14 protein-coding genes are annotated in these 25,907 nt (G+C 54.7%); all 14 read left to right on the top strand.

Translation table 11 applies throughout. The annotated features are described in order from the left end of the window. Positions 1–230: 230 nt before the first annotated feature. The 14 genes from RIB44_07015 to RIB44_06950 all read left to right on the top strand — a co-directional run bounded on the left by RIB44_07015 (position 231) and on the right by RIB44_06950 (position 25,824). Positions 231–4,814, top strand: coding sequence for a PQQ-binding-like beta-propeller repeat protein (locus RIB44_07015; GenBank protein ID MEQ8616329.1), 4,584 nt, complete (start codon positions 231–233; stop codon positions 4,812–4,814). A gap of 85 nt (positions 4,815–4,899) precedes the next feature. Continuing rightward, entirely contained in the window at positions 4,900–5,940 is a 1,041-nt protein-coding gene (locus RIB44_07010; GenBank protein MEQ8616328.1) for a terpene cyclase/mutase family protein, read from the top strand. Positions 5,941–5,953: 13 nt separating this feature from the next. Continuing rightward, positions 5,954–7,006: a MoxR family ATPase gene (locus RIB44_07005; GenBank protein MEQ8616327.1), complete on the top strand. Its 1,053-nt coding sequence runs from the start codon at positions 5,954–5,956 to the stop codon at positions 7,004–7,006. Next, positions 6,972–7,871, top strand: coding sequence for a DUF58 domain-containing protein (locus tag RIB44_07000; GenBank protein ID MEQ8616326.1), 900 nt, complete (start codon positions 6,972–6,974; stop codon positions 7,869–7,871). Before RIB44_07005 ends, RIB44_07000 begins: the two co-directional genes overlap by 35 nt. Before the next feature lies 1 nt (position 7,872). Beyond that, positions 7,873–10,140, top strand: a complete 2,268-nt coding sequence (locus RIB44_06995) for a BatA domain-containing protein (protein MEQ8616325.1) — start codon at positions 7,873–7,875, stop codon at positions 10,138–10,140. Next, positions 10,137–12,617 carry a vWA domain-containing protein gene (locus RIB44_06990; protein ID MEQ8616324.1) on the top strand — a complete coding sequence of 827 codons (2,481 nt, stop codon included), beginning with the start codon at positions 10,137–10,139 and terminating at the stop codon, positions 12,615–12,617. Before RIB44_06995 ends, RIB44_06990 begins: the two co-directional genes overlap by 4 nt. A gap of 41 nt (positions 12,618–12,658) precedes the next feature. Next, positions 12,659–14,899 carry a hypothetical protein gene (locus RIB44_06985; GenBank protein ID MEQ8616323.1) on the top strand — a complete coding sequence of 747 codons (2,241 nt, stop codon included), beginning with the start codon at positions 12,659–12,661 and terminating at the stop codon, positions 14,897–14,899. A 93-nt stretch (positions 14,900–14,992) separates the two neighbouring features. Beyond that, positions 14,993–16,738, top strand: coding sequence for a hypothetical protein (locus RIB44_06980; GenBank protein MEQ8616322.1), 1,746 nt, complete (start codon positions 14,993–14,995; stop codon positions 16,736–16,738). Continuing rightward, positions 16,735–17,802, top strand: a complete 1,068-nt coding sequence (locus RIB44_06975) for a hypothetical protein (protein MEQ8616321.1) — start codon at positions 16,735–16,737, stop codon at positions 17,800–17,802. Before RIB44_06980 ends, RIB44_06975 begins: the two co-directional genes overlap by 4 nt. Positions 17,803–17,833: 31 nt before the next feature. After that, complete coding sequence (locus RIB44_06970) at positions 17,834–19,093, top strand: NPCBM/NEW2 domain-containing protein (GenBank protein MEQ8616320.1); 1,260 nt, start codon at positions 17,834–17,836, stop codon at positions 19,091–19,093. After that, on the top strand, positions 19,090–20,922 hold the full coding sequence (locus tag RIB44_06965; protein MEQ8616319.1) for a trypsin-like peptidase domain-containing protein: 1,833 nt from the start codon (positions 19,090–19,092) through the stop codon (positions 20,920–20,922). Before RIB44_06970 ends, RIB44_06965 begins: the two co-directional genes overlap by 4 nt. Further along, positions 20,922–22,052, top strand: a complete 1,131-nt coding sequence (locus tag RIB44_06960; protein ID MEQ8616318.1) for a S1C family serine protease — start codon at positions 20,922–20,924, stop codon at positions 22,050–22,052. The genes RIB44_06965 and RIB44_06960 overlap by 1 nt, the downstream gene beginning before the upstream one ends. After that, on the top strand, positions 22,049–24,097 hold the full coding sequence (locus RIB44_06955; GenBank protein ID MEQ8616317.1) for a PDZ domain-containing protein: 2,049 nt from the start codon (positions 22,049–22,051) through the stop codon (positions 24,095–24,097). The genes RIB44_06960 and RIB44_06955 overlap by 4 nt, the downstream gene beginning before the upstream one ends. 164 nt (positions 24,098–24,261) lie before the next feature. Continuing rightward, positions 24,262–25,824 carry a cryptochrome/photolyase family protein gene (locus RIB44_06950; GenBank protein ID MEQ8616316.1) on the top strand — a complete coding sequence of 521 codons (1,563 nt, stop codon included), beginning with the start codon at positions 24,262–24,264 and terminating at the stop codon, positions 25,822–25,824. Positions 25,825–25,907 lie beyond the last annotated feature (83 nt).

Genomic DNA, 25,907 nt, shown 5'->3' with positions numbered 1-25,907 from the left:
CAAATCGGCACCAAACTGGGGGCCGTTTCCGCCGACTTTTTCGGTTCTATCGCCTAGAATGATTGTGCAACAAGAAAACGCCCTGTGAAATCATCATGGAGATCCACTTTTTGGGTAAAAACCTCCATTTTCGACCGCATCAAGCTGTCTCAAGCTCGAATGGTGAAACTTCCGTTGTTAAGCTGCTGGCTGCGAAGTCCATAAACGCCCCGAACAAAGCTAAACGAGTTTTGAAGCTTTCCTGCAGACTGCTCGGACATATCGGCGTAGGCTTTCTCGTCTTATTCGCTTCGCAGCAGGTCACCAGAGGGCAGCGCTTCATACCGGGGAACGAGCTGCGATATTCAGCAGCAGAGCTACCTCAGGATCGAAACCTCACCCGCGGCATTCGCAAGGCAGAGGAAAGAATTGCTCGTGGGGAGTACACCCAAGCGCTGCGTTTTCTTGATGAAGTGCTCGCTGGAGAGGAAGACTACTTTGTTGTTCCGAGGCAAACCTCTCTAGGAGAGAAACCGGAACGAATCGTCGGGCTTAAGGAGAAGGCTCGACAGCTCCTAAGGGACCTGTCTGCCGAAGGAAGAGCAGCCTATCTTTCCGCTTATGCACCGGCAGCTCAGCGTCGGCTTGCTGAGGCGCTCGATTCGGGGCAGCGGGAGGACTTAGTTCGCGTCGTTCAAAGGTATTTCCACACACCTGCTGGGTACGAAGCGTCCATGCTACTCGCCCAGCGAGATGCCGACGCGGGTCAAGTCAGACTAGCTGCGATGACCTATGAAACCCTTCTCCGCGCGCCTGCTGCGATGAAACACTTGGGAGTTTCGCTTCCCGTAAACGCTGCCCTGACATTCATGGCTGCAGGTGACGAGCAGCGTGCTGGCGAAGTGCTTATGCCGCTGAGCCAACATGCCATGCATTCTTTCGAGTTGGGCGGTAACAACACGAAGCTAACTGACCGGCGGACAAAGGTTTCCTGGATAAAACAGCAGGTTGGTCTTCCCAATATTGCGAAAAGACAAGAACAAACCGATTGGCTAACTGCCCGAGGAAATCCCTCCCGAGATGCGACCTCCGAGGGGGGCTTCCCTCACATGCGGGTACGCTGGAATGTGCGACTCCTAGATCAGCCTCGGCTGGAGCGGATTTACGAGGACTTTGCGAGCGAGAAACTTCGCAGAAAAGAGCTTACGCCGGTTGCGAGCAGTCCGCTAGCGATTGGCAATACGGTGTTGATTCGCACAGCCCACTCGCTTCTCGCCGTGGATTTCAAGACGGGAAAGCGAATCTGGCGAGCGGAGCCGCAGCCTGCTGACCAGATTGAAGCATTATTGAAGGAGGGACCTACTTCTGGGGATGGCGTTCTTAACCCTGAATCAGCCGTTTTCTTTAGTCAGCGACTATGGCGAGATCAGCTTTACTCCTCGCTCAGCAGCGACGGGCGTCGCGCCTTTGTCATCCGAGACCTCAACTCGTACGAAGAGGTCGAGGAAGATATTTTCGGGGCCGGCTTACGACCTCGGGGAACTGCGGGGAGTGTGATCACGAATCGCCTCTGCGCGTACGATCTGGCGACACAAGGCAAATTGCTTTGGGAGCTGGATGGGGCGAGCCCACGCGGCGAGTTCTCCGGCGGTTTCTTCGTGGGAACTCCCCTTGCAATCGGAGACGTGATTTACGGACTGGTTGAGATCAAAAATGCGATTTGGCTCTACGCGGCAAACGCAAGCAACGGGCAGCTCACTTGGAAGCAGCAGCTCGTTAATCTCGATCGAGGTGTCTTGCTGGATTCGCAGCGCCGCTTACAAAATGCCTCTCCGTCTTACCGTGATGGCATGCTCGTTTGTCCCATTGGCAATGGCATGGTCATCAGTGTCGATCTTATCAAGCAGTCCCTCGCCTGGGCCTATCGGTATGAAGTCCGCGACGATTCTCCCCAAAGGTATGTCAACCAGCCGCAGCCGTCGAAGAACAAATTCACAGGCACATGGACCGATGCGGCTGCTGTTATCGTCGATGGTCGGGTTTTCCTGACTCCACCTGAATCGAACGAGCTGCATTGCCTTGACCTACACACAGGCGAGTTACTTTGGAAACAACCGCAGAAAGAAATGATGAAACTCGCTTGTGTTGGATCACAAGCCGTGTTGTTGATTGGACCAAAGGGAATTCGAGGTTTGAGATTGGATGACGGCAAGGCGGCCTGGTCCGATATTAAGTTGGCAAAAGGCACTTCGCCAAGTGGCAGCGGTTTCCTTAGTGAGGGACGATATTATTTGCCTCTCAGTTCCGCGGAAGTTGTGGCGATTGATCTTTCTCTGGGGAAGATTGTCGCCAGTGTGAAAGCTCGCGACGGACAAGTTCTTGGCAATCTGACTTGCCACGGTGACGCCATTCTGGCGAACGACGGAAAGTCGCTTCAAAAATTTGATCAGATCGAGATCCTGCGAAAACAGGCAGATCGGCTCTTGGCTGAGTCGCCCAAAAATGTCGAGGCGCTGCGCACGCTAGGCGAAATCGCCTACAAACAGGGCCGCTTGAGTGAAGCCGTTTCGTTGTTGGAGAGAGCTTACCGCGAGGATCAAAATGCGGAATCGACACAAGAAATACTAGCAGAAGCTCTCCTCACGGCGCTGGACGAAGACTTTGCTGCCTACAAGACTCGGCTCACCTTCTTGGAAAAGCTTCAGGATGGCAGCCCCTTGCTGCGTGCGAAGCTTCTGAGAATCAAAGCGAATGGACTCACACAGATGGGCGAGTACTTGGCCGCTGTCGATGCCTGCCTTGCCATCTATGACCTCGCATTACCAAGTTCCGAGACCTTTCAGCTAAACCAAGGTAGGGAAGTTGCGATTCCCAATTGGGTTAGCGCTCAGCTACAATCCATTAACGCTGAAGCCGATCCTGAAACTCGTTCGATGATCTCCGCGCGAATCTCGGAACGGTACAAGTCAACGCCACAAGACGATTTCACGCTAGCCGACAGGGTAGATGCCTATTTCGGTAGCTTGCTTAATGAGTCGTCACGCGTCTCAATTGCACAACTCGCTTACGAGCAGGCCGATTCGCTTTCGGCTCAAGTCAAATGGAAAGCGTTCGTCCATTCGCAAGATTCCAAAGTCCGGATGGAAGCAAGTGCCAGGCTTGCCTCACTGTTACATCGCGAAGGGCTCGGCGGATTGGCTCGCGAGTATGAGCAGCAAATCTCTGGAGCCGCTGCTCAATTCCCCTTTTATGAAGAAAGCACCGGTAGGGAGTTTGGATCACTTTTACTCGATCCACTACCAGAGGCTTCCTGGCCTGTGGGAAGAGTCGAGGCAACTACCGCAGAGAGTTCACAGTCTCGTGCTTCAAGTCGGAGTCCCAAATACGGGATTCGCCTGGAACGTGCTGATGAAGTACTGGGCGGTTGCCGCGTTTTTCTTTCACGCGTTGGTGAGTTGACGGTTCGCGATAGTCTGGGCAGAGATTTCTTTCGTGCTTCAGTAGAAACTCAACAACGTAGGCGTGTGCACTATCGACAAGCAGGAAGCATGCATGCTGTTGCCTTTGGGAATATTCTTGTTGTTTCATTCGGTCGCCAGTTGGCAGCCTTTAACACCATGGCGTCGGGCGACAACGCCCAACCTGAGCTTCTGTGGCAGACGAGTCTAGCGAGTGAACTTGACGGCAACCCCTTCCACGGGGAGCCAGGGAGTCCGCCCGGACAACGCCCGGGATCTTATCGCTCTAGTCGAGCGACGTGGGACGGGAAGTGGATTGGGGTCTTGGGCCCGGTGAGCTCGCAAGGCTGTCTTTACCAAGACCAGCAACGGCTTGTCTGTGTTGACCCATTGGACGGCACACTCAAGTGGGCACGTAACGACATTGCTTTGGGCTGCGATCTGTTTGGCGATGAAGAGTACGTATTTGCGACTCCGCAAGGGGCAAGCGAAGCGAGAGTGTTCAGCGTCATTGATGGCCGCGAGATCACCAAGGTCGAGGTTCCGCTTTGGCGAGAACACCTGACGACCCTGGGGCGCAAGGTTATCTGCTGGCAACAAGACGCAAGCGAGCCAAAGTCAGCGCGTTGGGAATTGTCCTCTCTTGACGCTCTAACAGGGGAAGTGCTTTGGAGCGAGCGCTTTCCCGAGGGAACAAGAGTCGACGTCGATCGAGGACGGTACTTGGCCTGTGTTACGCAACAAGGGGACGCGAAAGTGTTCGATGCCGAGGAAGGAAATGTCCTCGTCGCATCCGAATTAGGTGAGACGCAAAGTCTGAAGGAAGTGCATTTGTCCGTTGGCACGGAAAGCTTGCTACTTCTCACCAATTCGACAAACAATCGTCCTGGAAGGACTCACGTTCGCCCCATCAATCCGAGCGATTACGCGATCATCAACGGCAAAGTTGCCGCCTTCGACCGCCGGACGGGGGAAGCACTTTGGGCGAGACCTGCCGAGCTGACTCAACAGGGTTGGCCTGTGACCCAGCCACGCGATTTGCCAGCGCTCGTATTCGTGTCGAACCACTATCGGCACGACAACTCGAGTTCAAGTCGACAGAGGATCTCGATGCTTGCGTTAGATCGTCGTACAGGAGCAACTCTTTATCGCTCTGATGGATTGCCAACCTCCGGTGGCGGACATTTTCGAACCCGCGTCGCAGAAGCAGGCCAGCCGAAGTTGAGGGCTGAAATGTCAAACAAAGTCGTCCAATTGAACTTCACAGACGATCCGCGACCTCCGCTCCCACCGGCCATGTCAGAAGTCGAAAGCGATAATCTTCCAGCCAATCGGGGACTAAGTGGAATCATTGATAAACTTCGAAGAGGTAATTAGCCCTGCTGCTCGCTGGAGCTCTTTGGGTATAATTAAGGCTGTAGGAATCAGACTTTAACTAGAGAATCCTTTAGGAGCCGTAACGATGCAGGGAGGTTGCCGAGCGCTGTTGCTAGCCATGGTGTCTTGCTGGCTGCTCTGTGGAGATTGCGTCGCGGCAATCGAGAATCCCAAGGTCAAGAAGACGATCTCCCAGGGATTAGATTGGTTGGCATTCCAACAACAGGCCTCGGGGGGATGGAAAGCACAGCAGCGTTATCCCACCGCGATGACTGCCTTGGCTGGTCTCGCGCTGCTTTGCGAGGGCTCGACGACGACCCAGGGTAAGTACGCACCTAATCTCAGGCGAGCGGTCGACTATTTAGTAAGACGTTCACGTCGCAATGGGCTGATCGGCGACTCGGATGACGACCGCTACACCTATGGTCACGGGTTCGCAATGCTGTTCCTCTCGCAAGTGCTTGGGGAAGAAGAGGACTTGGAGCGCCGGGCGGAACTAATCCAAGTACTCACTAAAGCCGTCGAGTTTACCGGTCGTGCCCAAACCAAAGCCGGGGGATGGGGGTACGTGAGTGCTAAGGATGGCAGCGGGTTCGACGAAGGCTCGACGACCATCACGCAAGTGCAAGGACTTCGCGGGTGCCGCAATGCGGGCATCCCAGTGCCGAAAGAGATAATCGATAAAGCCGTGAAGTACATCCATCGTTGTACGCTCAAAGATGGTGCCGTCCAATATAGTTCCAAAGGTGGTGGCGGACGCCCTGCCATCACGGCTGCTGCAGTGGCCTGCCTCTATAACGCGGGAGAGTATGATGACGATTACGTGCCCCGCATGGTAAAGTATTGTCGCGATCACCTGCGGCCAGATACACGCGATTCGTTTGGCCATTGGCATTACGCACATTTTTACTACTCTCAAGTACGGTATCGCGAGGGAGACAAGTCATGGGAGCAATACCGCACGGCTATTGAGAAACGTCTGCTGCGTGAAGCCGCCCAAGTCACGATAGGCGAGAATACCGCCACTTCATGGCAGCAGGGTTACATTGGCCCCGTTTATACAACCTCGTTGAATCTAATCATGCTGCAGTTGGAGAAGGCTGCACTGCCCATCTACCAGAGATAGAAAACTCACCGGAATGAACAACTCGGAAGATTTAGCAGATAGCCAGCTTGTCGAGCAACTCGCTTCAGCCGTTGATCGCATCCGCGAGCAGCTCTCTCAAGTGATCGTCGGTCAAGACGCAGTGATTGATCAATTGCTCATCAGTCTTTTCAGTCGCGGCCACTGCATGTTGGAGGGCGTTCCGGGGCTGGCGAAAACATTGCTGATTAGCACGCTCGCACGAACGCTCAACCTCTCATTCAATCGGATTCAATTTACGCCCGACTTGATGCCAGCGGATATCACGGGGACCGATATCATCGAGGAAAACCGATCAACCGGTCACCGGGAGATGCGATTCCTTGAAGGCCCACTCTTCTCCAATATCATCCTGGCTGACGAGATCAATCGCACTCCGCCCAAGACACAAGCCGCGCTGCTCGAAGCGATGCAGGAACGTCAAGTAACCGTCGGACGCGTGCGTCACCAACTGGCTGACCCCTTTTTCGTATTGGCGACGCAGAATCCAATCGAACAAGAGGGTACCTATCCACTCCCCGAAGCACAGCAAGACCGCTTCATGTTCAAGGTGCTCGTCACCTATCCCAGTTTCGACGAGGAGTTTGAGGTCGTTCGTCGAACGACGGGAACCCCAGCCGATGTCGTCCAGCCGGTGGTCTCGCCTGAGGAGATTCTCTCGCTGCAAAACATGGTCCGCCTGGTGCCGGTAGGCGATCATGTAATTCGCTACGCACTCTCGCTAGTCCGTCAAACACGAGTGGGTGAAAAACATATCCCTGAGTTTGCTGCTGACCAGCTGGCATGGGGGGCCGGGCCGCGTGCTGTTCAGTTCATGATTCTGGGGGCGAAAGCCAGAGCACTGATGCATCGCCGCACGCACGTCTCAGTTGAAGACGTGCAGGCCCTTGCGAAACCGGTGCTACGTCACCGAGTGGTCGTCAACTTTGCAGCGGAAAGCGATGGCGTGAATTCCGATCAGGTGATCGATCAGCTTCTCGAATCGACGCCGGCCAGAGAGGATGAATTGGCAAATGACGCCCGATTCAAAGCGATTTTTGCATCCTGAGGCAATCCGTCGGATTGGTCGTCTCGAGATTCGCGCACGACATATTGTCGAAGGGTTCATGAGCGGTATGCACCGCAGTCCCTACTTCGGCCAATCGATCGAGTTCCTTCAGCACCGTCAATACACACCTGGCGACGATCTTCGTCATGTCGATTGGAAGGTCTGGGCGAAGCAAGACAAGCTGTACGTCAAGCAGTTTGAAGAAGATGCCAATATGCGGACCACGCTGTTGGTCGATGTCTCGAAAAGTATGCAATACGGATCGGGACCGCTTAACAAGTATGACTACGCGGCGACCGTTGCCACGAGTCTTGCCTACCTGTTGCTCAAGCAACACGATGCAGTGGCTTGCTTGGCGTTCGATGAAACCATTCGCACACGGACGCCGTTGCGAAGCAGCGATGTCCATCTGAGCGCCATTATCCAAGCACTCGACGCCTCGAAACCACAAAACAAGACCGATCCCGGCGGCATCCTTAGAGAGATCGCCGAACAGAGTCCCCAGAGAGGGATGATGATTGTCGTGTCCGACCTCCTAGGTGAGGTTGAGTCGACTCTACGCGGATTGCGGCTGCTACGCCAAAGGGGACACGATGTGCTTGTGCTGCATATTCTCGATGACGACGAAGTCGATTTTCCCTTTGAAGGGCCGACTCGTTTTGAGGGATTGGAGCTGACGAGACACTTCAACTGCAACCCTCGGGCGTTGCGTGAAGGCTATTTGGAAGCGCTCGATCGCTATCTGGCGGCTCTGAGGCACGGCTGTGCTCGTGATGCGATCGATTACATGTTGATCCGTACGAGCGACCCGCTTGATGCGGCCTTGGCAAAGTACTTAACTCGACGAATGGCAGCCAGGAAGTAGTTTGACGTATCTCCTTCCCACCATCTTGAAGTACGGCTGGCCATTGGTGTTGGTCCCACTCTTGATCCACCTGATCAATCTGCGCCGCCGTCGCGTGGTCGAGTGGGCTGCAATGGATTTCTTGCTCGAGAGTCAGAAACGCAACCGGAAATGGATCGTTCTCCGGCAGTTGCTACTTTGGTTATTGAGGACGCTGGCAGTTGCCGTAATTCTTGGCATGCTTGCGAAGCCTGTGATCCAGCCTGCCTGGGCCAAGTTTTTCGGGGCAGGAGTCACGCATCATATCTTTCTACTCGATGATAGTTACTCGATGTCCGACGAATGGGACGATACGACGGCATTTGCTGAAGCGAAAGCAGCGATTCAGAGGTTACTGACTCAGGCCAACAATGCTGAAGGCAAACAGACCGTCACGATTATTCGGTTTTCAGAAGCGGAATCGCTTAGCGTAGGAGCGACCTCTGAGTTTTCTGAGCGTGACTTGAACGGCAAGCTCCTGGAGGAGCTGTCGGAGCAGTTTGGCTCGCTGCGGCCCTCGGAAAGTATGGCCGGACCCGTTGATGCGCTCCAAGCAGCTTTAAGACTTCCAGATTCCACGGCTGATGAGTCACGTACCGCGTACGTTGTTTCCGATTACCGCCAAGAACAATGGAGAGAAGAAACCCAACTAGCTCAACTCGTTAAACGATTCCGCGAGCAAGTTGACCATCTGAGATTAGTACAATGTGTGACGCAGTCACGAGCGAATCTGGCGATCACAAAACTAGAGCCTGAAGACGGCCTCCGGGCTGCCAATGTTGAGACTTGGTACTCCGTTGAAGTGACCAATTACTCTGAAAAGGACGCAAGTGAAGTGACGGTTCTCGTCGAAGCGGACAAGAACCGCCTTCCGGCAATCCGTTACGAGAGCATTTCCCCCGGAGAGTCTGCGACCCAGCGAATTCGCGTCAATTTTCAAACGGCAGGAACTCATGCCCTAACTGCACGAATCGATCCTAGTTCGGTATCGCGAGATCCGATTCGGCTTGACAACACCCGCTACTTCGCAGCTTCCTTCCCCAAAACCATGCCGCTATTGATCATCGATGGCTCAAAACTCGGGGATGACGGTTACTTTCTCAAAACGGCCCTCAGCCCCGGTGGTAAGAGTCTGGCGGGTTGGAATCCACAGGTGGAACGAATCGATTTCTTGCGCAGACACGCTGAGCTAGAGCGATTCGCCGCTATCTTCTTGCTTGACGTTCCCCAGCTTGATCGCCCTGAGATTGAAGCCTTGGAAAACTATGTCGATGGCGGAGGAGGTTTGGCGATCTTCTTAGGGCCTCAGACGGAGCGATCCTTTTACAACTCCCAGCTTTACCGCGACGGCAAGGGGCTGATGCCTGTGCCCATCGACAGACCGACCCAACTACTGGTGGATCGAGAAAGTCAGCTCCCTGAAGTCCGCGTGACCAGGCATCCAATCTTCCGCATGTTTACCGGACAACGGAACGGTTTCCTTGAGTTAGTCAGGACGAACTTCTACTTCTCTGTGGATCCCCAATCGCAGGCTGGGACCGATGAGGATACCAAAGTAATAGCCCGACTCCGCAACGACTCCCCCTTCGTGGTCGAAAAGCAACTTGGGGCTGGAAGGGTTGTGGCCCAACTCTGCAAGCTCTCTCCAAGAGAGACGCAACTCGGTGTGTGGAGCAACTGGGGGGTGAACCCGATGTTTCCCGTCTATGCGAATGAACTGGCAGGCTACCTGACGGCGGCCAGACGCCAGTTTCGCCTTGCAACCTCTGGAGAAAAACTAGCGATCCATGTCGACGAGAACGCTTTTCAGGCCGAAGCAAGGCTTGTCCCACCCAGTGCGGGGAAGGAGTCGGTTGCTCTATTAGGAGTACCAGACGACAGAGGCTTGAAGTTCGCTGCGCCCGAGCCTGCCACCAGTGGCGTATGGCGTTTTCAATTGTCGCCAAGCGAGCAAAAGGAATCGTTGCGTCACGACGCTTCTCCAGCGATTGCCGTCAATGTGCCTATCGGCGAAGGAGACTTGAAGTCGTTAGGTCGAGTTGAGTTGTCAGAGGTTCTCAAGGGCATCGATTACGAGTTTCTTTTGGCTTCGCGAGCCGCGAAAGGTGAGGAAGGAGCCGCCGGTTACCCGTTGCGCGAGGTCCTCTTCTGGAGTCTTCTGGTCGTTCTAGCCATCGAGCAACTAACTGCTGTTGCCGCGAGCTATCATCGAGCAGGAAACGCATCGACAGTGCGGAGGTCGCTCGCATGACTTGCCTCCCAACTCAATACCTACTTGCCACAGCAAGTGACCTGACGATCTATCAGTTCGAGCGACTGGCGGACGCCGATGATCCGCGGGTGCTTTTGGGACTGATCATTGCCGGCAGTGTGGTCGCCCTGTTGTATGTCATCTGGCAATACGGTCGCGAGGCCGCCAACCTGCCCCGCGGGGCAGCCGTTTTGCTGGGAACGCTTCGACTAATAGCGTTGGCGGGGGCGTTAGTATTTTTCCTGAAACCTACCAAGCGTACGGATCAGCAGACGGTAGAAGATTCTCAAGTAACAGTCCTTTTGGACGTCAGCCAAAGTATGGCCGTGACCGATGAGTCCTTCGCTGGGAAGGCTTTGCTAACCCGGCATCAGGCGGTTACCAATCTGCTGACGCAATCCTCCCTACTCGCCGACTTGGCGGATCAACATCACCTGACCGTTCGTACTTTTGGGGGAGTACCGAAACGACTTGGGCAATGGGATCGCGGAGAGTTTGAACTCGATTCAATAGATCGCCCCGAGGCTGGAGAAAATCCAACAGCACAACCCGATGAAGCGTCCGCTAAGCGAATCGATTGGCTCGAAGAGCTCGATCCACAGGAATCCCGCACAGCCCTGGGAGATGCTTTGGCGAAAGTGCTGCAAAGTCAAAATGAGTCGAGCAAGTCGCCCTTGGCGGGGGTCGTTGTCGTTACCGATGGAAATAACAATTCGGGCGTCGAACCAACGACGATCGGCCAACTTGCCGCAGAGGCTGAGATACCCGTCTATACGGTTGGACTAGGAACGACAAAGCCGCGCACCAATCTACGCGTGCAAGAACTCTCCGCACCTTCGAGGGTCTATCCTGAAGACAAGACGAAAGTACGTGTCGCGCTTCGTGCAGAGGGGTTTCGGAATCGCAGTTTCGCAGTCGAACTCTACGCGAGGTTTGGCAAGGACGCGCCCGAGACGCGGATCGGTTCGCAACAGGTCAATATCGTCTCCGATGAGCAATCAGAATCCGTCGAGTTTGAATTAACACCCAGCGAAATCGGTAGGATTCAGTTAGAGGCTCGAATCAACGCGCCAACCGACGATCAGTACGATGCGGATAACACGCGTACGGCGGAGATGGAAGTCATCGAGACCTCAACCAAGGTTCTCCTGCTCGCCAGCGGTGCGACGCGCGAGTATCGTTTCCTCCGTAACCAACTCCGCCGGGATAAACATACGTCGGTTGATGTGCTGTTGCAGTTATCACCTCCGGGGATTTCTCAAGATGCCGACCAAGTGCTGACCGCATTTCCTGCTGAGAAGTCGACTCTCTACGAATATGATTGCCTTGTTGCCTTTGACCCAGACTGGACACAGCTCGATGCGACGGAAGTAGAACTACTCGCGAAGTGGGTCTCTGAGCAAGCAGGGGGACTCATTGTTGTCGCCGGTCCGGTTCATACTGCGGCGCTCGTTCAGAGCCCCGAGCATGCGAAGGTTCGTGCACTCTATCCTGTGGAATTCCAGCGGCGTCTCTCTTTGCTTGATGATGGAATTTACGGCTCAGCAGTCCCCTGGCCGATTGCCTTCGAACGCGCTGGTCAAGAGGCGGATTTTCTTTCGCTGGCCGATACTGCCAGTGAAAGCCTAGCCGTGTGGAACAGTTTTCCAGGCGTTTACGGCTGCTATGCAGTCAAGGGTGCGAAGCCGGGTGCACAGGTTTACGCAAGATATAGCGACCCCGATGCCGGCATTAGCACGAAGCGACCCGTCTACATGGCTGAACAGTTTTTCGGTTCGGGGCGTGTGTTCTACATGGGTAGCGGGGAGATGTGGCGATTGCGAGCCGTGGATCCTGGGTTGATGGAGAAGTTCTATACCCAGCTCGTCCGTCACGTAACCCAAGGCCGGCTTGAGCGCGGTTCCTCCCGCGGTACGCTCCTACTGGCCCGTGATAGCTACACAGTTGGCGAAGAAGTTCCGCTTCGGGCGCAACTTCGTACTGCTTCCCAAGAACCTTATGTCGCGAATCAAGTTTCAATTCGAATCAACGACCCAAAGGGAGAATCGTCGGAGGTCGTCCTGAAGGCGGACGAGAACCGCCCGGGAACTTTTCTCGGTCAATTCATCGTCAAAGCGGAAGGGGACTACCGGCTAGAGCTTTCGGCTCCTGACGCTGTTGACGAGGTTATTGAACGCCGACTACAGGTTTCACTGCCGGATCTGGAGTTCAAACAGACGAGACGCAATGAGGCGCTGCTGGCGGGGCTCGCTGAAACCACTAGCGGCAGATATTACCGCACACTTCAATCGGTTGTTGAAGGTGTCGACGAAGTTCGTCCCCTGGGGCAGGCGATTGAGAGCCGGGCTGTGACGAAAATCCAGCGAGGTCGAGAAAATGAAGAGTTTGCTGAGAAGATTCACATGACCCTATTGGGCGTGATATGTAGCGCATTGAGCCTTGAGTGGTTATTACGCCGGTTAATGCGGCTCGCGTAGTTGGCGTATCGATTTGAAGACGAAACTTACCCAGAACAACAATGTCAGTTGCCACAAGCCAATATCGTGTACCGCGGCCAGTTGCTCGCAAAGTGAATCGCTTGCGGCTCATGGTACGGCTTTACGTTTTGCTGGAGAGCCTGGCCGCTATGATCCTCGTTGCTGGGGGCGCCTTCTGGCTTGGATTCGCCATTGATTGGACATTTGAACCTAGTCCCGCAGTACGGATTGGGATGTGGGTGATCGTGGTCGGTGTTGGTCTCTGGGTTGTTCGCAAGTATCTGTTCGAGCGTCTTTCGCGGAGCCTGCCCGCGGAGAGTCTCGCTCTACTGATCGAACGAAAGCATCCTCATCTCGCTGATAGCCTGGTCACCACGGTCCAAGCCAAGAACCAGCGTCATGTTGATGCCTTAGAGAAGCAATTCCTGGAAGAAACCGGTAACCGAGCCAGCGAGACCGTGAAGCAGGCCTCCTTAGGGAGTATCTTCCGGCTGCGACCACTTGTTTCCAAAGGAGTGGCTTCAATTCTGTTGGTCGCGTCCATCGCGGCGTTCGCCCTGCTTGCGGGGGAGAGCTTCGATTTCTGGATCGAACGCATGCAGCTTTCCTCAACACCTTGGCCGCGGAAAGTCATGCTCTCGTCACCAGAGTTCGCCGATGAGAAAACCAGAAACGTGGCTAGGAGTGATTCGTTTGAGTTCCAGGTCCACGCCTCAATCAAAGCGCCTCATGAAGCGCCGTCGTATGTGGAAATTCGCTACCGGCGTCCGGATGGTCGGATTCAACGCGATCGCATGGTGCAAGTCGGTCGCGCGTTGCCGGGGCGCGATAAATTTCAAACTTTCCGTTATGAGTTCCCAGAAGTTGCTGATGACATGGAGTTTGATGTCATCGGCGGCGACGCCAGATTGGAAGATCTCAAGTTGCGTGCCGTTGCTCGACCTGCGGTGGACAAACTGTCTTTGGAGTGCACGTATCCGGAATATCTGGGACGTTCCTCGCAGTCGATTCGCGTCAGTAGCCGGCAAGAGATTCCCGTGGGAACTAAGCTGCTTTGCAAAGTGTCGGCAACAAAGCCTCTGCTCTCGGTTCGTGCTTTCGATGTAAACGAACAGCAGGAAATTCCCGCGACAATAAGCTCAGAGAACGCCCAGGAGTTTGCCTTTGATCTAGCGAAACTCAGCGAAGATCAGCAGATCAAGCTCACACTTACCGATACTGACGGCGTTGAGAATCGGGAGCCGTATCGTCTTGATCTCGCCGCTATTGCTGATGAGCTGCCGGAGGTTTCTGTGCAGCTTCAAGGCGTGAGCACGGCAGTCACGCCGCAAGCAAGGATTCCGCTTGCAGGCGTCATTAGCGACGATTACGGCTTGAGTCGTGTTTGGGCTGAAGTAGCCCTAGAGGAGCAGACTCCGCAGCGAAGGCAGATTGCGGATCTCCGCGAAGGAGCAAGGAAACTCACAAGCCTTGAACCCCTGGACCTTGCAGCCTCTGATCCAGAGACGAGTGAGCGGTTACTCATTGCTAAGCCTGGGGAGAAACTCACGGTGACCGTCTATGCGAAAGATGCGTACAATTTAGACGACCAGCCTCGAGTTGCCGTTTGCCCAAGGTTCCGGCTTGACGTGGTTAGTGCTTCCGAACTCCGCGGGCTCTTGGAGCGCCGTGAACTGGGACTGAGGCAACGGTTCGAGTCGATTTATGAGAAGATGATGGGGACTCGTGATTTACTAAAGCGAGTTGAGGAAGATCTTGCTGCCGAAGAATCAACATCATCCGAGGAGGACGTCGAAAACGGAACATCAACTGAGCGAACTCGCGAGCGTAGCCGTTTGCGGATTATCGGTGCTCGTCAAAACACGACGCAGCTTGCCTACGAGACTTTGGGCGTTGCCGAAGGTTTCCAGGGAATCGTCATCGAGTTAATTAACAATCGAATCGATACTGAGGATCTCAAAGAAAGACTTGAAAATGGCATTTCACAGCCCTTGGAGGAAATCGCCAGCCGCCAGATGCCGGAGCTTGAGGTAGCACTTGAATCCCTACGCAAAGCATACAAAGAAGAAAGCAGCAGAGTTAAGCCGCAATTGGCCACTGCCCAAGCTCGTGCCAACGAGGTGGTTGAAGCGATGAAAGCCGTGCTGGACCGCATGCTGGAACTGGAAAGTTATAATGAATTAGTCGATTTGCTCAGGGCGATCGTGAAAGAGCAAGACGACTTACGTAAAGAGACACAAGAACAGAGAAAGAATAAACTGCGACGACTCTTAGAGGATTGAGACTGTAACCGACGAGAAACGCCCTCAAGAAACCGATTCGAACCTTCCCCTAGCCAGCGAGCTACGCCTCGCTCGGTCCCCAAGTAAAACGCCATGAAACCAAAGGTGATCGAAAACCCGAGCAAAGCAACTGCATACGTGCCGTTGGCGATCATCTGCACGGTATTGTGGTGCGCGACAGCTTCTCATGCTTCGGCTCAGAGCTCACCAGACTCAAATGTCGATCTTCCAAAGAAACAAGCAAACCTCGCAGAACGCTATCAGCGATTAGAGCTCCTCGCAGGCCGTTTGGCGGAATTGTCGCGAGGTACTCAGCCACAACGGGCAAAGTTGCTACGGGAAGTCATCGCCCGCAGTCGCCAGCAGGATTTACCAGGACGTTTCGAGAAGGTTGTCCAATCATTAGAGAAGGAGCGGTTCTCGGGCGCTCTTTCCGATCAGAAAACGCTCCATGCGGACCTGAAGCAGCTTCTGGAATTAATGCTACAGGAGGACCGAGATCGAGAGATCGAGTCCGAGAGAAAACGTGTTGCCCGTTATCTGAAGAATCTCAACAAGCTCATCCGACAGCAGCGCGGGATCAAAGCTCGCAACGAAGGAAAGGATTCCACGAAAGAACTTTCCGAGGAGCAAGGCAAGCTAAGTGAGCAAACCGGAGAGCTTGGCGAGCAAATCCAGCAGGCTGAAATTGGTGACGCACCAAGTCAAAAGTCTGAAGAAGGTAGCGAGCAGTCAGAAAGTTCAGAGGCGAAACCGTCAGAGGGCGGAAAGCCCACAGAAAGCAAGCAAAATTCCGATGGTAAGAATGGTGAGCAAAGTGGCGAACCCTCTGAGCAATCGCCGTCGGAAGCTGAGAAGTCTTCGGGTGAGGCTCAGGGTTCGAAAGAGTCTCAGGACGCTCAGTCAAAGGCACAGCCCAGCGAGGGCCAGCAAAGTAATGGCCAATCTCAACAAGGCCAGCCGCAGCAGGGCTCATCGCAAAGCCAGTCCGAATCCAAGCAGCAGCCGAATCAGTCCCCTGCCGAGCGAGCAACGGAGCGGCTCAGGCAAGCACAACGCCGCATGCAGAAAGCCCAAGAGGATCTCGAGAAGTCAAAGCGAGAAGGTGCGCTAAAACAGCAGGAGCAAGCGCTTCGTGATCTGGAGACTGCTAAGGCCGAGCTCGAGAAAATCCTTCGTCAGCTTCGGGAAGAAGAGATGCAGCGCATGCTCGTCATGTTGGAAGCACGGTTCCGCAAGATGCTCGAAGCCGAAGTAGAAATTTACGACGAAACGGTTCGCCTCGATAAGTCCTCCGCCAAGGCACCACGGCACGAAGTGGAAATTGCTGCCGGTCGCTTGAGTCGCAAGCAAGATCAGGTCATTCGTGAGGCGGACCGAGCTTTGACGTTGCTCCGTGAGGACGGAACTTCAGTAGCCTTCCCCGAAGCACTTCAGCAGGCCCGCGACGACATGCGTGCCGCCTCGCTGCGTCTCTCGGAGTTCAAGACCAGCATCATTACGCAAGCTCTTGAGGAAGATGTGATCGCGGCTCTCGAGGAAACTCTCGCAGCGTTGCAACGAGCACTTGAAGAGCTACGCGAGCAGCAGTCCGGCCAGCAACAGCAACAAGGTGGTGGAGGGCCAGGTGAACAGCCTTTGGTTGACCAACTCGCAGAATTGCGAATGATCCGTGCCTTACAAAATCGCGTCAATAAACGCACAAAGCGATATGATGAAATGATCGCAGGAGAGCAAGCGCTCGAAGCAGAATTATTAGATGCCTTACAAGTCTTGGCCGAGCGGCAAGAGCGAATCTTCGAAGCCACCCACGACTTGCACACGGGACGTAATCGATGAAGAGTCACCGTATCGCAGAAACGATCGCAGTAGGTCTCGTGTTCGTCGCGATGGCCTGTCCGCAGATCGCCCAGGCTGAGCTTTCGTTCGATCCGACTTGGGATATTCCGACTGCAGATAAAGTCAAGCAAGAGGTTACTCGCTGGGCTGCGATGGCTGATCTCGAAAAGCAGCAACTCGACCAGCTTCTGTCGAATTGGAGCCAGTCAGAAAACACCCCGTCAATCTTGCTAGAGAAAGTAGTCGAGAGCTTCGCCCTCACCGAGCCGCGGGTTGCTGAACTACTCAAGCTCTGCCGCGAGCCCTACACTGAGCCACCGCTTCCCGACACGGCCTGGCTCAATGACGAGCCTCTTGATGAGCAGGGTCTCAGCAAATTTCTTCGTGCGAACGTGAGCCTCTATTACGCACGCTGGCTGGCCCAACATCGGCTCTACGATGAGACGATTGTGTTGCTGGAATCCATAAAGCCAGCAGAGGTGATCGACCCGGCAGCCTTGTTCTTTTACCGCGCTGTCGCCTATCAACAGGTAGTGAAGCCAGACCTCGCCCGGGCCGAAATCGTTCGGCTACTCGAACGTGAAGAGGAAATCCCGCGTCGGTTTCAACAGGTTGCGCGACTGCTCGAAAGGGATTTGGCAAACCTGGATGATGAATCGCTTGGCAAAGTCGCGAAGCAGATGGACGACGTGGGTCGTCGGCTGAGCTTGGGGCGTGCTGGCAGGCAGGTTCAAGTGATCGAGGACGATGTCCTTGATGCGCTCGACAAGCTCATCAAGCAAGCGGAAGAACAGCAGAAGCAGCAACAATCATCGGCTAGCCCTCCCAGCCAGAGTGATAAGCCGATGGAAGACAGCCGCCCGACTGAGCTCAAGGCTCCAGGGCGAGTCGACGCCAAGGACATTGGCAAGAAAGCAGGTTGGGGTGATCTCCCGCCAAAAGAGCGCGAGCAAGCCCTTCAGCAGATTGGCCGAGATTTCCCAGCCCACTATCGCGAAGTGATCGAAGAGTACTTCCGCGAATTGGCGACCGAATCCAGTGAAAGCAACCCGACCTCTCGATAGTAAGAACTTTCCCTCCGATTGACTTGCCTCAATGAGATATAGCATATACCTTTCTTTGCTGCTTCTTGTTGCGTCTGGCACCGCATGGGGCGTCACCGTCGAGACGCTCGATGGTAGAAGTCTCGAGCTCGACAGCTTTCAAATCGACGCTCGCGGTTTGTCCGCGACGCTCGACGGGAAAACGCTGGAGATTCCTGCTGCAGAGTTACTTGAAGTCGATTTCGGCGAAAATGCGAAACGACCAAGCGTGGAAAACGAAGAGCAAGGGCTTCGCATTACCACAACTAATGGTGAAGAATTCTCTCTTCGCGAGTTTACCGCTTCGAAGGCGGAGGTCCGTTTCAGGACTGCTTTTTCGCAAGAGCCCTATGCTCTATCAAGGAATCAAGTCGATCAGATTCGTCTTTTCAATGTGGGAGCACAGTCAGATGCGGATTGGAGAACCTTGTTCGATCAGCAAGATGCAGGCGATCTGCTGATCCTAGCAAGGAAAAGCAAGGAGACCGGTGAGTATACTTTCGACTCATTGAGCGGCATCGTTGAGCGTGTAGGCGAAGAAACGATCGACTTCATCTGGGATGGAGAGCCTTTCCCCGTGAAACGTACTAAAGTGGCCGCGATCGTTTACTACCGCGGAAAACAGACGGCTTCACCCAAAACTTTCTGCATCCTGCACACACGTGATGGTTCTTTCATTCCCTGTCGGCGGCTGGAATCCTTCTCCACGTCATCTTCGATCGAAGCTGAGTCCCTGAGCGGACTGGTTCTAAGGTTTGCCGAATCGCAGATCGAAAAACTCGACTTCTCCAACGGCAAGTTGCTCTTCTTGAGTGACTTTCAGCCGCTTGCTGAAAAGTGGACGCCGCTCGTCGGCATCGCAGAGGACAACCAATTCCTTCGACGAGCCGGCCAGCCTCGTTTCAATCAGTCTTTTACAGGATCGACTTTGCAGCTCAAAAACGTGGATCCTTCGCAAGAGCCCGTCAGTTATGCAAGAGGAATCGCTATGCGAAGTCGTACGGAGATCGTCTTCGAGATCCCCACTGGGATGCAAAGATTCCAAACTCTGGCAGGCATCAACCCGGCAACCGCTAACCAAGGGAATGTTGAGTTGGAATTCACTTCAAAGGGCGAGCCGTTGTGGCGAGGACAAATCCGTGGTGAGGACGCACCGGAGTTAATCGAGTTTAGTTTGAAGAACGCGAAGCGGCTTCGCATTTTCGTTGATTACGGTGAGAATCTGGATTTCGGCGACCAACTCCACCTAGTCAACCCACGGGTAAGTCAATGAGCAACCGCAAACTCACACAAATGTTTTGTCTTTATTCACTTGCCGTCCTGGCCGTCGCGATACCATCGAATGCTGCGCCTGACGAACGAGTACTCCAAGCCGAGTCCCAACGAATCGCGGCAATCGCAAAGGCATCGAAGACCACGGTCGCGGTGTTTGATGGTTCCGGGAAAGGTGGTGGTTCAGGCGTAATCATTTCGCCAGACGGTTTTGCCCTAACGAACTTCCATGTCGTCCAGCCTTGCGGCGTGGCCATGAAATGCGGCCTCTCCGATGGGGTACTGTACGATGCGGTTCTAGTGAGCATCGATCCAGTTGGCGACGTAGCGCTGATCCAATTGCTCGGCCGCGACGACTTCCCCGTCGCGGAGATTGCCGACAGCGACCAGGTCGAGGTAGGCGATTGGGCATTCGCCGCGGGTAATCCGTTCCTGCTGGCCGACGACTTCACGCCAACGATCACCTACGGCATGATCTCCGGCGTTCGCCGCTACCAATACCCAGCTGGCACTTTACTGGAGTACACCGATTGCATCCAAACCGATGCGGCCATCAACCCGGGCAACTCGGGGGGACCGTTGTTTAACGCTCGTGGCGAACTGATTGGCATTAACGGTCGGGGGTCCTTCGAGAAACGTGGCCGCGTGAACGTCGGCGTCGGCTATGCAATCTCGGTGAATCAAACGATGCGTTTCCTTGGGCATCTCAAGAGCGGTCGCATTCTTGATCATGCTTCCCTTGGAGCCACAGTCATGACCAGCGGCGATAATACTGGTGTTGGAGGGGAAGTGCGGGTGGATGACATTCTCGAGTCGTCGGATGCTTATCGCCGTGGGTTACGCTACGACGATACGATCGTTCGTTTCGCGGAACGCGAGATCACCTCAGCCAATGCATTGCAAAATGTTCTAGGAACTTTTCCGCGTGGCTGGACCGTACCGATTACCTTCCGGCATGAAGGAGCAACCATCACCAAGCCGATCCGCTTGATGGGCGTGCATGGCGAGTCGGAACTGGTCGATATGCTTCAACAGCCCGAGAGTAGGCAGCCATTGCCTGATCGCAAGCCGGAGCCTGATGGGCCAAGTCCAGACAAAGAGGGTCCCTTGCCAAAGCTGCCAGACTTCGGGCAAGTCATAGGCAAGGAACCCAAGCTCCCACCAGCCGTTGCGAAACGCTACCAACAGCGTCATGGCTACGCAAACTACTGGTATAACCTTAACGAGCAGCAACGGCTCTGGAACCTATTTCGAGAGCAGGCCCAATTTTCAGGAATGGGTTATCGCTGGAAGCTTTCCGGAGAACTGCCCTCCGGCGACCAATTTGAATTGGAAACGACTCAGCGACAAGCTCGATTGACGTTACCGTGGGGTGATTTCCGGGCTGACTTCAACACTTCGGACTTTGCGAGCGAAGGAGCAAGTTTGCTCAGTCCCCCGAAGAGCGGCGGCCTACTAGCGACAATTCATCTTCTTCAACGTTTCGCTGACAAAGGCCTTCGTCAGTTTGGTGAGGTTTACTACCTCGGTAGGCTACCGGTCGGCGTCGAACTCAAACCTGCGGATTGTCTGGTCGGGCTCGCTAAAGGAGCCGAAACTCGCTTCTTCTTTGACGTTGATTCAGGCGACCTTGTTGCTGTGGAGTTTTGGCCTACCGAGGATACGGACCCTTGTGTGGTTGAATTCTACGACTACGCGACGTTCTCAGATCGCCGTCTTCCCGCACGTTGGAAAGTCGTCCATGGCGATCAGACCTTCGCAGAACTCAGCATCACGAGTTGGAGTACCGAGACCGACAGCAAGCCTTCCAACACAGACGAGGAGCCTTGATGCCTCGCCGCTTTCTATTTGCTTGCCTTGCTCTTTTCCTCACGCTCGGATCAGACGCTTCAGCCTCTCGTCCCTTGCGATCGGCAATTCGTGCGACGCAGCAGAAGGTTGTGAAGATCTACGGTGCAGGCGGGCTGCGGCAACTTGAGGCTTATCAGACGGGAATCGTTATCTCGCCGGAAGGTCACGTACTGACGACGCTTAGTTATGTTCTCGATACCGACGACCTGGCAGTGGTTCTGGACAGTGGTCAGAAATTTCAGGCCGAGTTCGTTGCCAGTGACCCGGTGCTAGAACTGGCCTTGCTGAAACTGCCGGCGGAAGAACCATTGCCGGCGTTCGACTTGACTTCAACCAAGGTGAGAGATGTTGGGACACGCGTTCTTGCCGTCAGCAACCTCTATGGAATCGCTTCGGGGGACGAACCCGTGAGTATTTTGCATGGCGTAGTGACCGCCATCGCGCCGCTCAATGCCCGTCGGGGAAGATTCCAAACCAATTATTCGGGCAACGTCTATCTTGTGGACGCAAACTCAAACAATCCTGGAGCGGCTGGCGGAGCGCTCGTCGATTGGCGAGGAAGATTGTTGGGGATCCTCGGCAAGGAACTTCGCAGCGAAGTCACCGGCGGTTGGCTGCACTACGCAATCCCCGTTAAAGACTTCGCTCCCGCGGTCGCTGACATGCGTGCCGGACGGAAGAGAAGCAGCGCTCGTCTGGAACTTGCAGAACCCGAAGAACCGATTGCTCTCTCGCAATTGGGCGTCATCTTGGTTCCCGAAGTCTTGCCCAGAACGCCGCCCTACATTGACGCCGTTCTGCGTGATTCTCCCGCAGCAAGGGCAGGTCTGAAGATGGATGACCTAATTGTGTTCTTGAACGCGGAACCAGCCGTTTCCTGCAATGCGATCTATGAATCCTTCAAGCGGCTTGAAGCAATCGAGCCTGTGAGGTTGTCGGTCCTTCGTGAAGGAGAACTCTTAGACTTTGAACTGTCAGTTGAAGACGACACATCCGAAGCCGAGTCGCAGCGTTCGACACTCAAAATCCTCGACGCTGAGCCGCCAATAGACAGCGATTCGGAGGAGAACGACTCAGCAGAGGCACCAACTGAAGGCGGAGAGCAATGAAGCGAATAATCCGCTTTCCATACCGTGTGTTCCCATTGAGTAGAGTTCAAGCTCTCGCTTTGCTTTGCTGTTTCTGTGTAGCAATTCCTCTTAACGAGACTCAAGCACAGGCACCAGCCGAATTGGCCGATCTTGAGCAAAAAGCGATTCGCCAAGCGGCTGATCGCGTTAGCGAAGCGGTGGTGCAGATTCGCACGATTGGCGGATCGAGTGAGATCGCTGGAAAGCTGCTTAACCAAGGGCCAACCACTGGGCTGATCGTCTCTGATGAGGGATACATCGTATCCAGTGCGGCAAATCTTGCCGGCAAGCCGACTTCAATTATCGTGCGAACAGCTACTGGCGACCAACTGCCAGCAGAACTGATCGGGCGCGACGAAAACCGCATGCTGGTCCTACTCAAGGTGGACCTGAAGCATGGTCCGCAGAAACTTGAGACGGTGCCTGTCGAGGAAGTCCTGCCGGGGCAGTGGGCGATCGCATTGGGGAGAGTCTACGACGCGGAAAAGCCAAACCTTGCGGTCGGGGTTATTAGCGCTGTTGGTCGCATGCATGGGCGGGCCATCCAAACCGACGCAAACGTTTCTTCGGCGAATTATGGTGGTCCGCTCCTCGACATCCGAGGACGCGTGTATGGGATCCTCGTCCCCATGGCCCCTCAACCCGCTAGTAGCGAAGTCGATGAGCTAGCAGGGGTTGAGTTCTACGATTCGGGAATTGGTTTCGCGATACCGCTGAGTGACGTACTCACGAACTTGCCTCGCTGGATCGCCGAGGGCGACTTAAAACGCGGCTTGCTAGGCATTGGCATGAGAAGCGGCAGCCCCCATGCGCAAGCCCCCGCGATCACCAATGTGTGGCCAAACTCGCCAGCGAAAAAAGCTGGCTGGCAAGTCGGGGATACGATCGTCGAAGTAAACGGCAAGTCTGTGCAAACGCAGACCCAGCTTCGCTTTCAAGTCACTCCACGTTACGCAGGTGACATTCTGAGCGTGAAAATCCAACGTGGGGCAGAGAAGCTCGACACCGAGGTGACGCTCACCGACGAACTTGAGCCGCTCCGGCACGCTTTCCTAGGAGTCTTGCCAGAGCGTCAAACGACTCCTCCAGTTCAGGATGAGAAAGAACAATCAAAAGCGAGCCTCGAGGGAGTGAAGGTGCGGGCCGTATGGCCTGACAGCCCAGCTCAAGCCGCTGGGATTGTAGCTGAAGATCGGATCGTGAAGCTAGGCGAGAGGAAGATTCGCTCAATTGCTGATGCCGTAAGGGAGCTCGACTCGCACCATCCGGGCGATAAGTTGGTTGTCGAATTCCGCCGCGACGAGAAGCTAGAGCAGCAGGAGACAACGCTCTCCAAGCTTCCTAACGATTTGCACGGCAGTGTCGATTTGCCGACTCGCGTGAAGGCCGTGGAGCAACAGAAGCTCGTCGAGAAGGCGATCAAAGTCGCCGAGTTTCCGCAGGAAGCAACCTACTATCGCGCTGAGAACGCACTGCCGCGAGGGAGCTTATTGCTGTGGCTTGAGAGTTCGGAGGCGTCCAACGAATCACTCGCCCAGCGTTGGAAGGCAATCTGCCTGCGAGACAATCTCACTCTTGTAATAGCCCGTCCTGCCGACTCCAAAGGTTGGAGCCGAAGCGATCTCGCCTATCTGAAACGCTTGCTGGGGGAACTGCGGCGTGTCATTCGCCCAGACATGAGGCGGGTGGTCGTCGCGGGCGCCGGTAAGTCGGGCCAGCTAGCCTACCGGGTCGCCTTAGCCAACCGCGGAATGGTAGCAGGTGTTGCACCAGTTACCGCTCCCCTACCCCGCACGATCAAAATTCCCGCAAACCAGCCCTCCGAGCGTCTCGCTATTCTTGTTGTTCAACAACAGAACTCTCCTTTGGCAGCTCTCACGCGTCAAAACCTCGAACAACTCACAGAAGCCGGTTACCCTGCCTCGGAGTTAATCTTCGAGGCCACTGGCGGTCAGAAGCAAACGCTCGACGCCGAAGGACGCGAGAAGCTAGCCCGCTGGATTGATACGCTCGATCGCTTCTGAGCCGAGCAATCGTAACCCGAAGCGTAAGCGAGGGGGCTAAGCCAACACGGATTCTCCCTCGCTTACGCTTCGCGATACGATTTGGGTAAACGCTCCAGTCAAAAATCCACGACATCCGCCGAATCCGCCTTCATCCGCGTCCCATTCTTTCTTCGCAAGCTGTTATGCCAACTCGCAATCTCATCCTTGTCCTCGGCGATCAGCTCGATACGAACTCTGCCGCATTTGATGATTTCGATACCTCGCAAGACCGGGTCTGGATGGCCGAGAACGAGGAAGAGGCCACGCATGTTTGGTGTCACAAGCTGCGGTTGGTTTTCTTCTTCTCGGCAATGCGACACTTCCGCAACGAACTGACCGACGCAGGTTATCAGGTTGAGTATCACGAACTGAGCAAGCAGCCTAGCAAGGACCGCGGCAACAGTTTTTCCGAGCTGCTCACTAACAGCGTCAACCGTTTTCATCCTGAGAAGTTGATCGTCGTTCAGCCAGGTGATTATCGGGTGCAGGAGGCTCTCCAAGAAACAGCCGAGTCACTTGGTGTTGAGCTCGAAATCCGCGAAGACCGTCATTTCTACTGCGGCATCGAGGAGTTCAACGATTGGGCTGCAGGTCGCAAGCGATTGGTGATGGAAGACTTCTATCGCCAGATTCGCAAGTCTCATGACTTACTCATGGACGACGGGAAACCGGTCGGCGGCGACTGGAACTATGACAAGGACAATCGCGAAACCTTCGGCAAAGAGGGCCCAGGGGACATCAAGTCGCCTCGTTCCTTTCGACCTGACAAGATTACCGAAGAGGTGATCGATCTGGTTGAACACCGTTATGCCGATCACCCAGGCACAACGGAGCACTTCGATTATCCGGTGACTCGTAAGCAAGCTCTCGCAGCACTGCGTGACTTTGTGAAATACCGATTACACGATTTCGGCGAGTTTGAAGACGCGATGTGGACAGAGCGAGCGTTCCTCTACCACTCCCGACTCTCGGCGATCCTCAATATCCACTTGCTCGACCCGCGAGATTGCGTGAAGGCAGCCATCGACGCTTACCAGTCAGGCGATGCTCCGATCAACAGCGTCGAAGGTTTTGTCCGTCAGATTGTCGGTTGGCGAGAGTTCATCCGCGGCATCTACTGGCGAGAAATGCCGAAGTACATCGAGCGAAACGCTCTTCGCACCGGTGAAGTCGATGTTCCGCAATTCTTCTGGGATGGTGACACCAGCATGAATTGCGTTCGCGAGTGCATGAAAAGCGTCCTCAAGCACGGCTATGCTCATCACATTCAGCGGCTGATGGTGCTTGGGCTTTTCTCACTACTTGCCGGAGTTCACCCGCGAAAGTTCCACGATTGGCACATGGCCATGTACGTCGATGCGATTGATTGGGTGAGCCTCCCCAATACCCTCGGCATGAGCCAATACGGCGACGGTGGCATTGTCGGCACCAAGCCTTACTGTGCCAGCGGAAACTACATCAACAAGATGAGCAACTACTGTAAAGGCTGCCAGTACAACTACAAGGAAGCGACCGGAGACGATGCGTGTCCCGTCACCGCGCTCTACTGGGATTTCCTCGACCGGCATCACGAAGCGTTCAAAGACAATCGCCGAATGACGTTTCAGGTGAAGAATCTGGAGAAGAAATCAGATGAAACGCTCGCCGCAATCCGCACCAAGGCCAAGAAGCTGAAAGAGGCAGTCAGGAATGGAGAACGTATTTGAGTGCAGTCAGACGCCCACCAACGTGTCATTCCGACAGCCGTCTCAGCGGCGGAGGAATCCGGCTTGTACTCTATTCGAGTTGC

This window comes from Lacipirellulaceae bacterium (assembly GCA_040218535.1).
Taxonomy (GTDB): Bacteria; Planctomycetota; Planctomycetia; order Pirellulales; family Lacipirellulaceae; genus Adhaeretor.
This window is presented reverse-complemented; position numbering and strand designations above follow the sequence as displayed.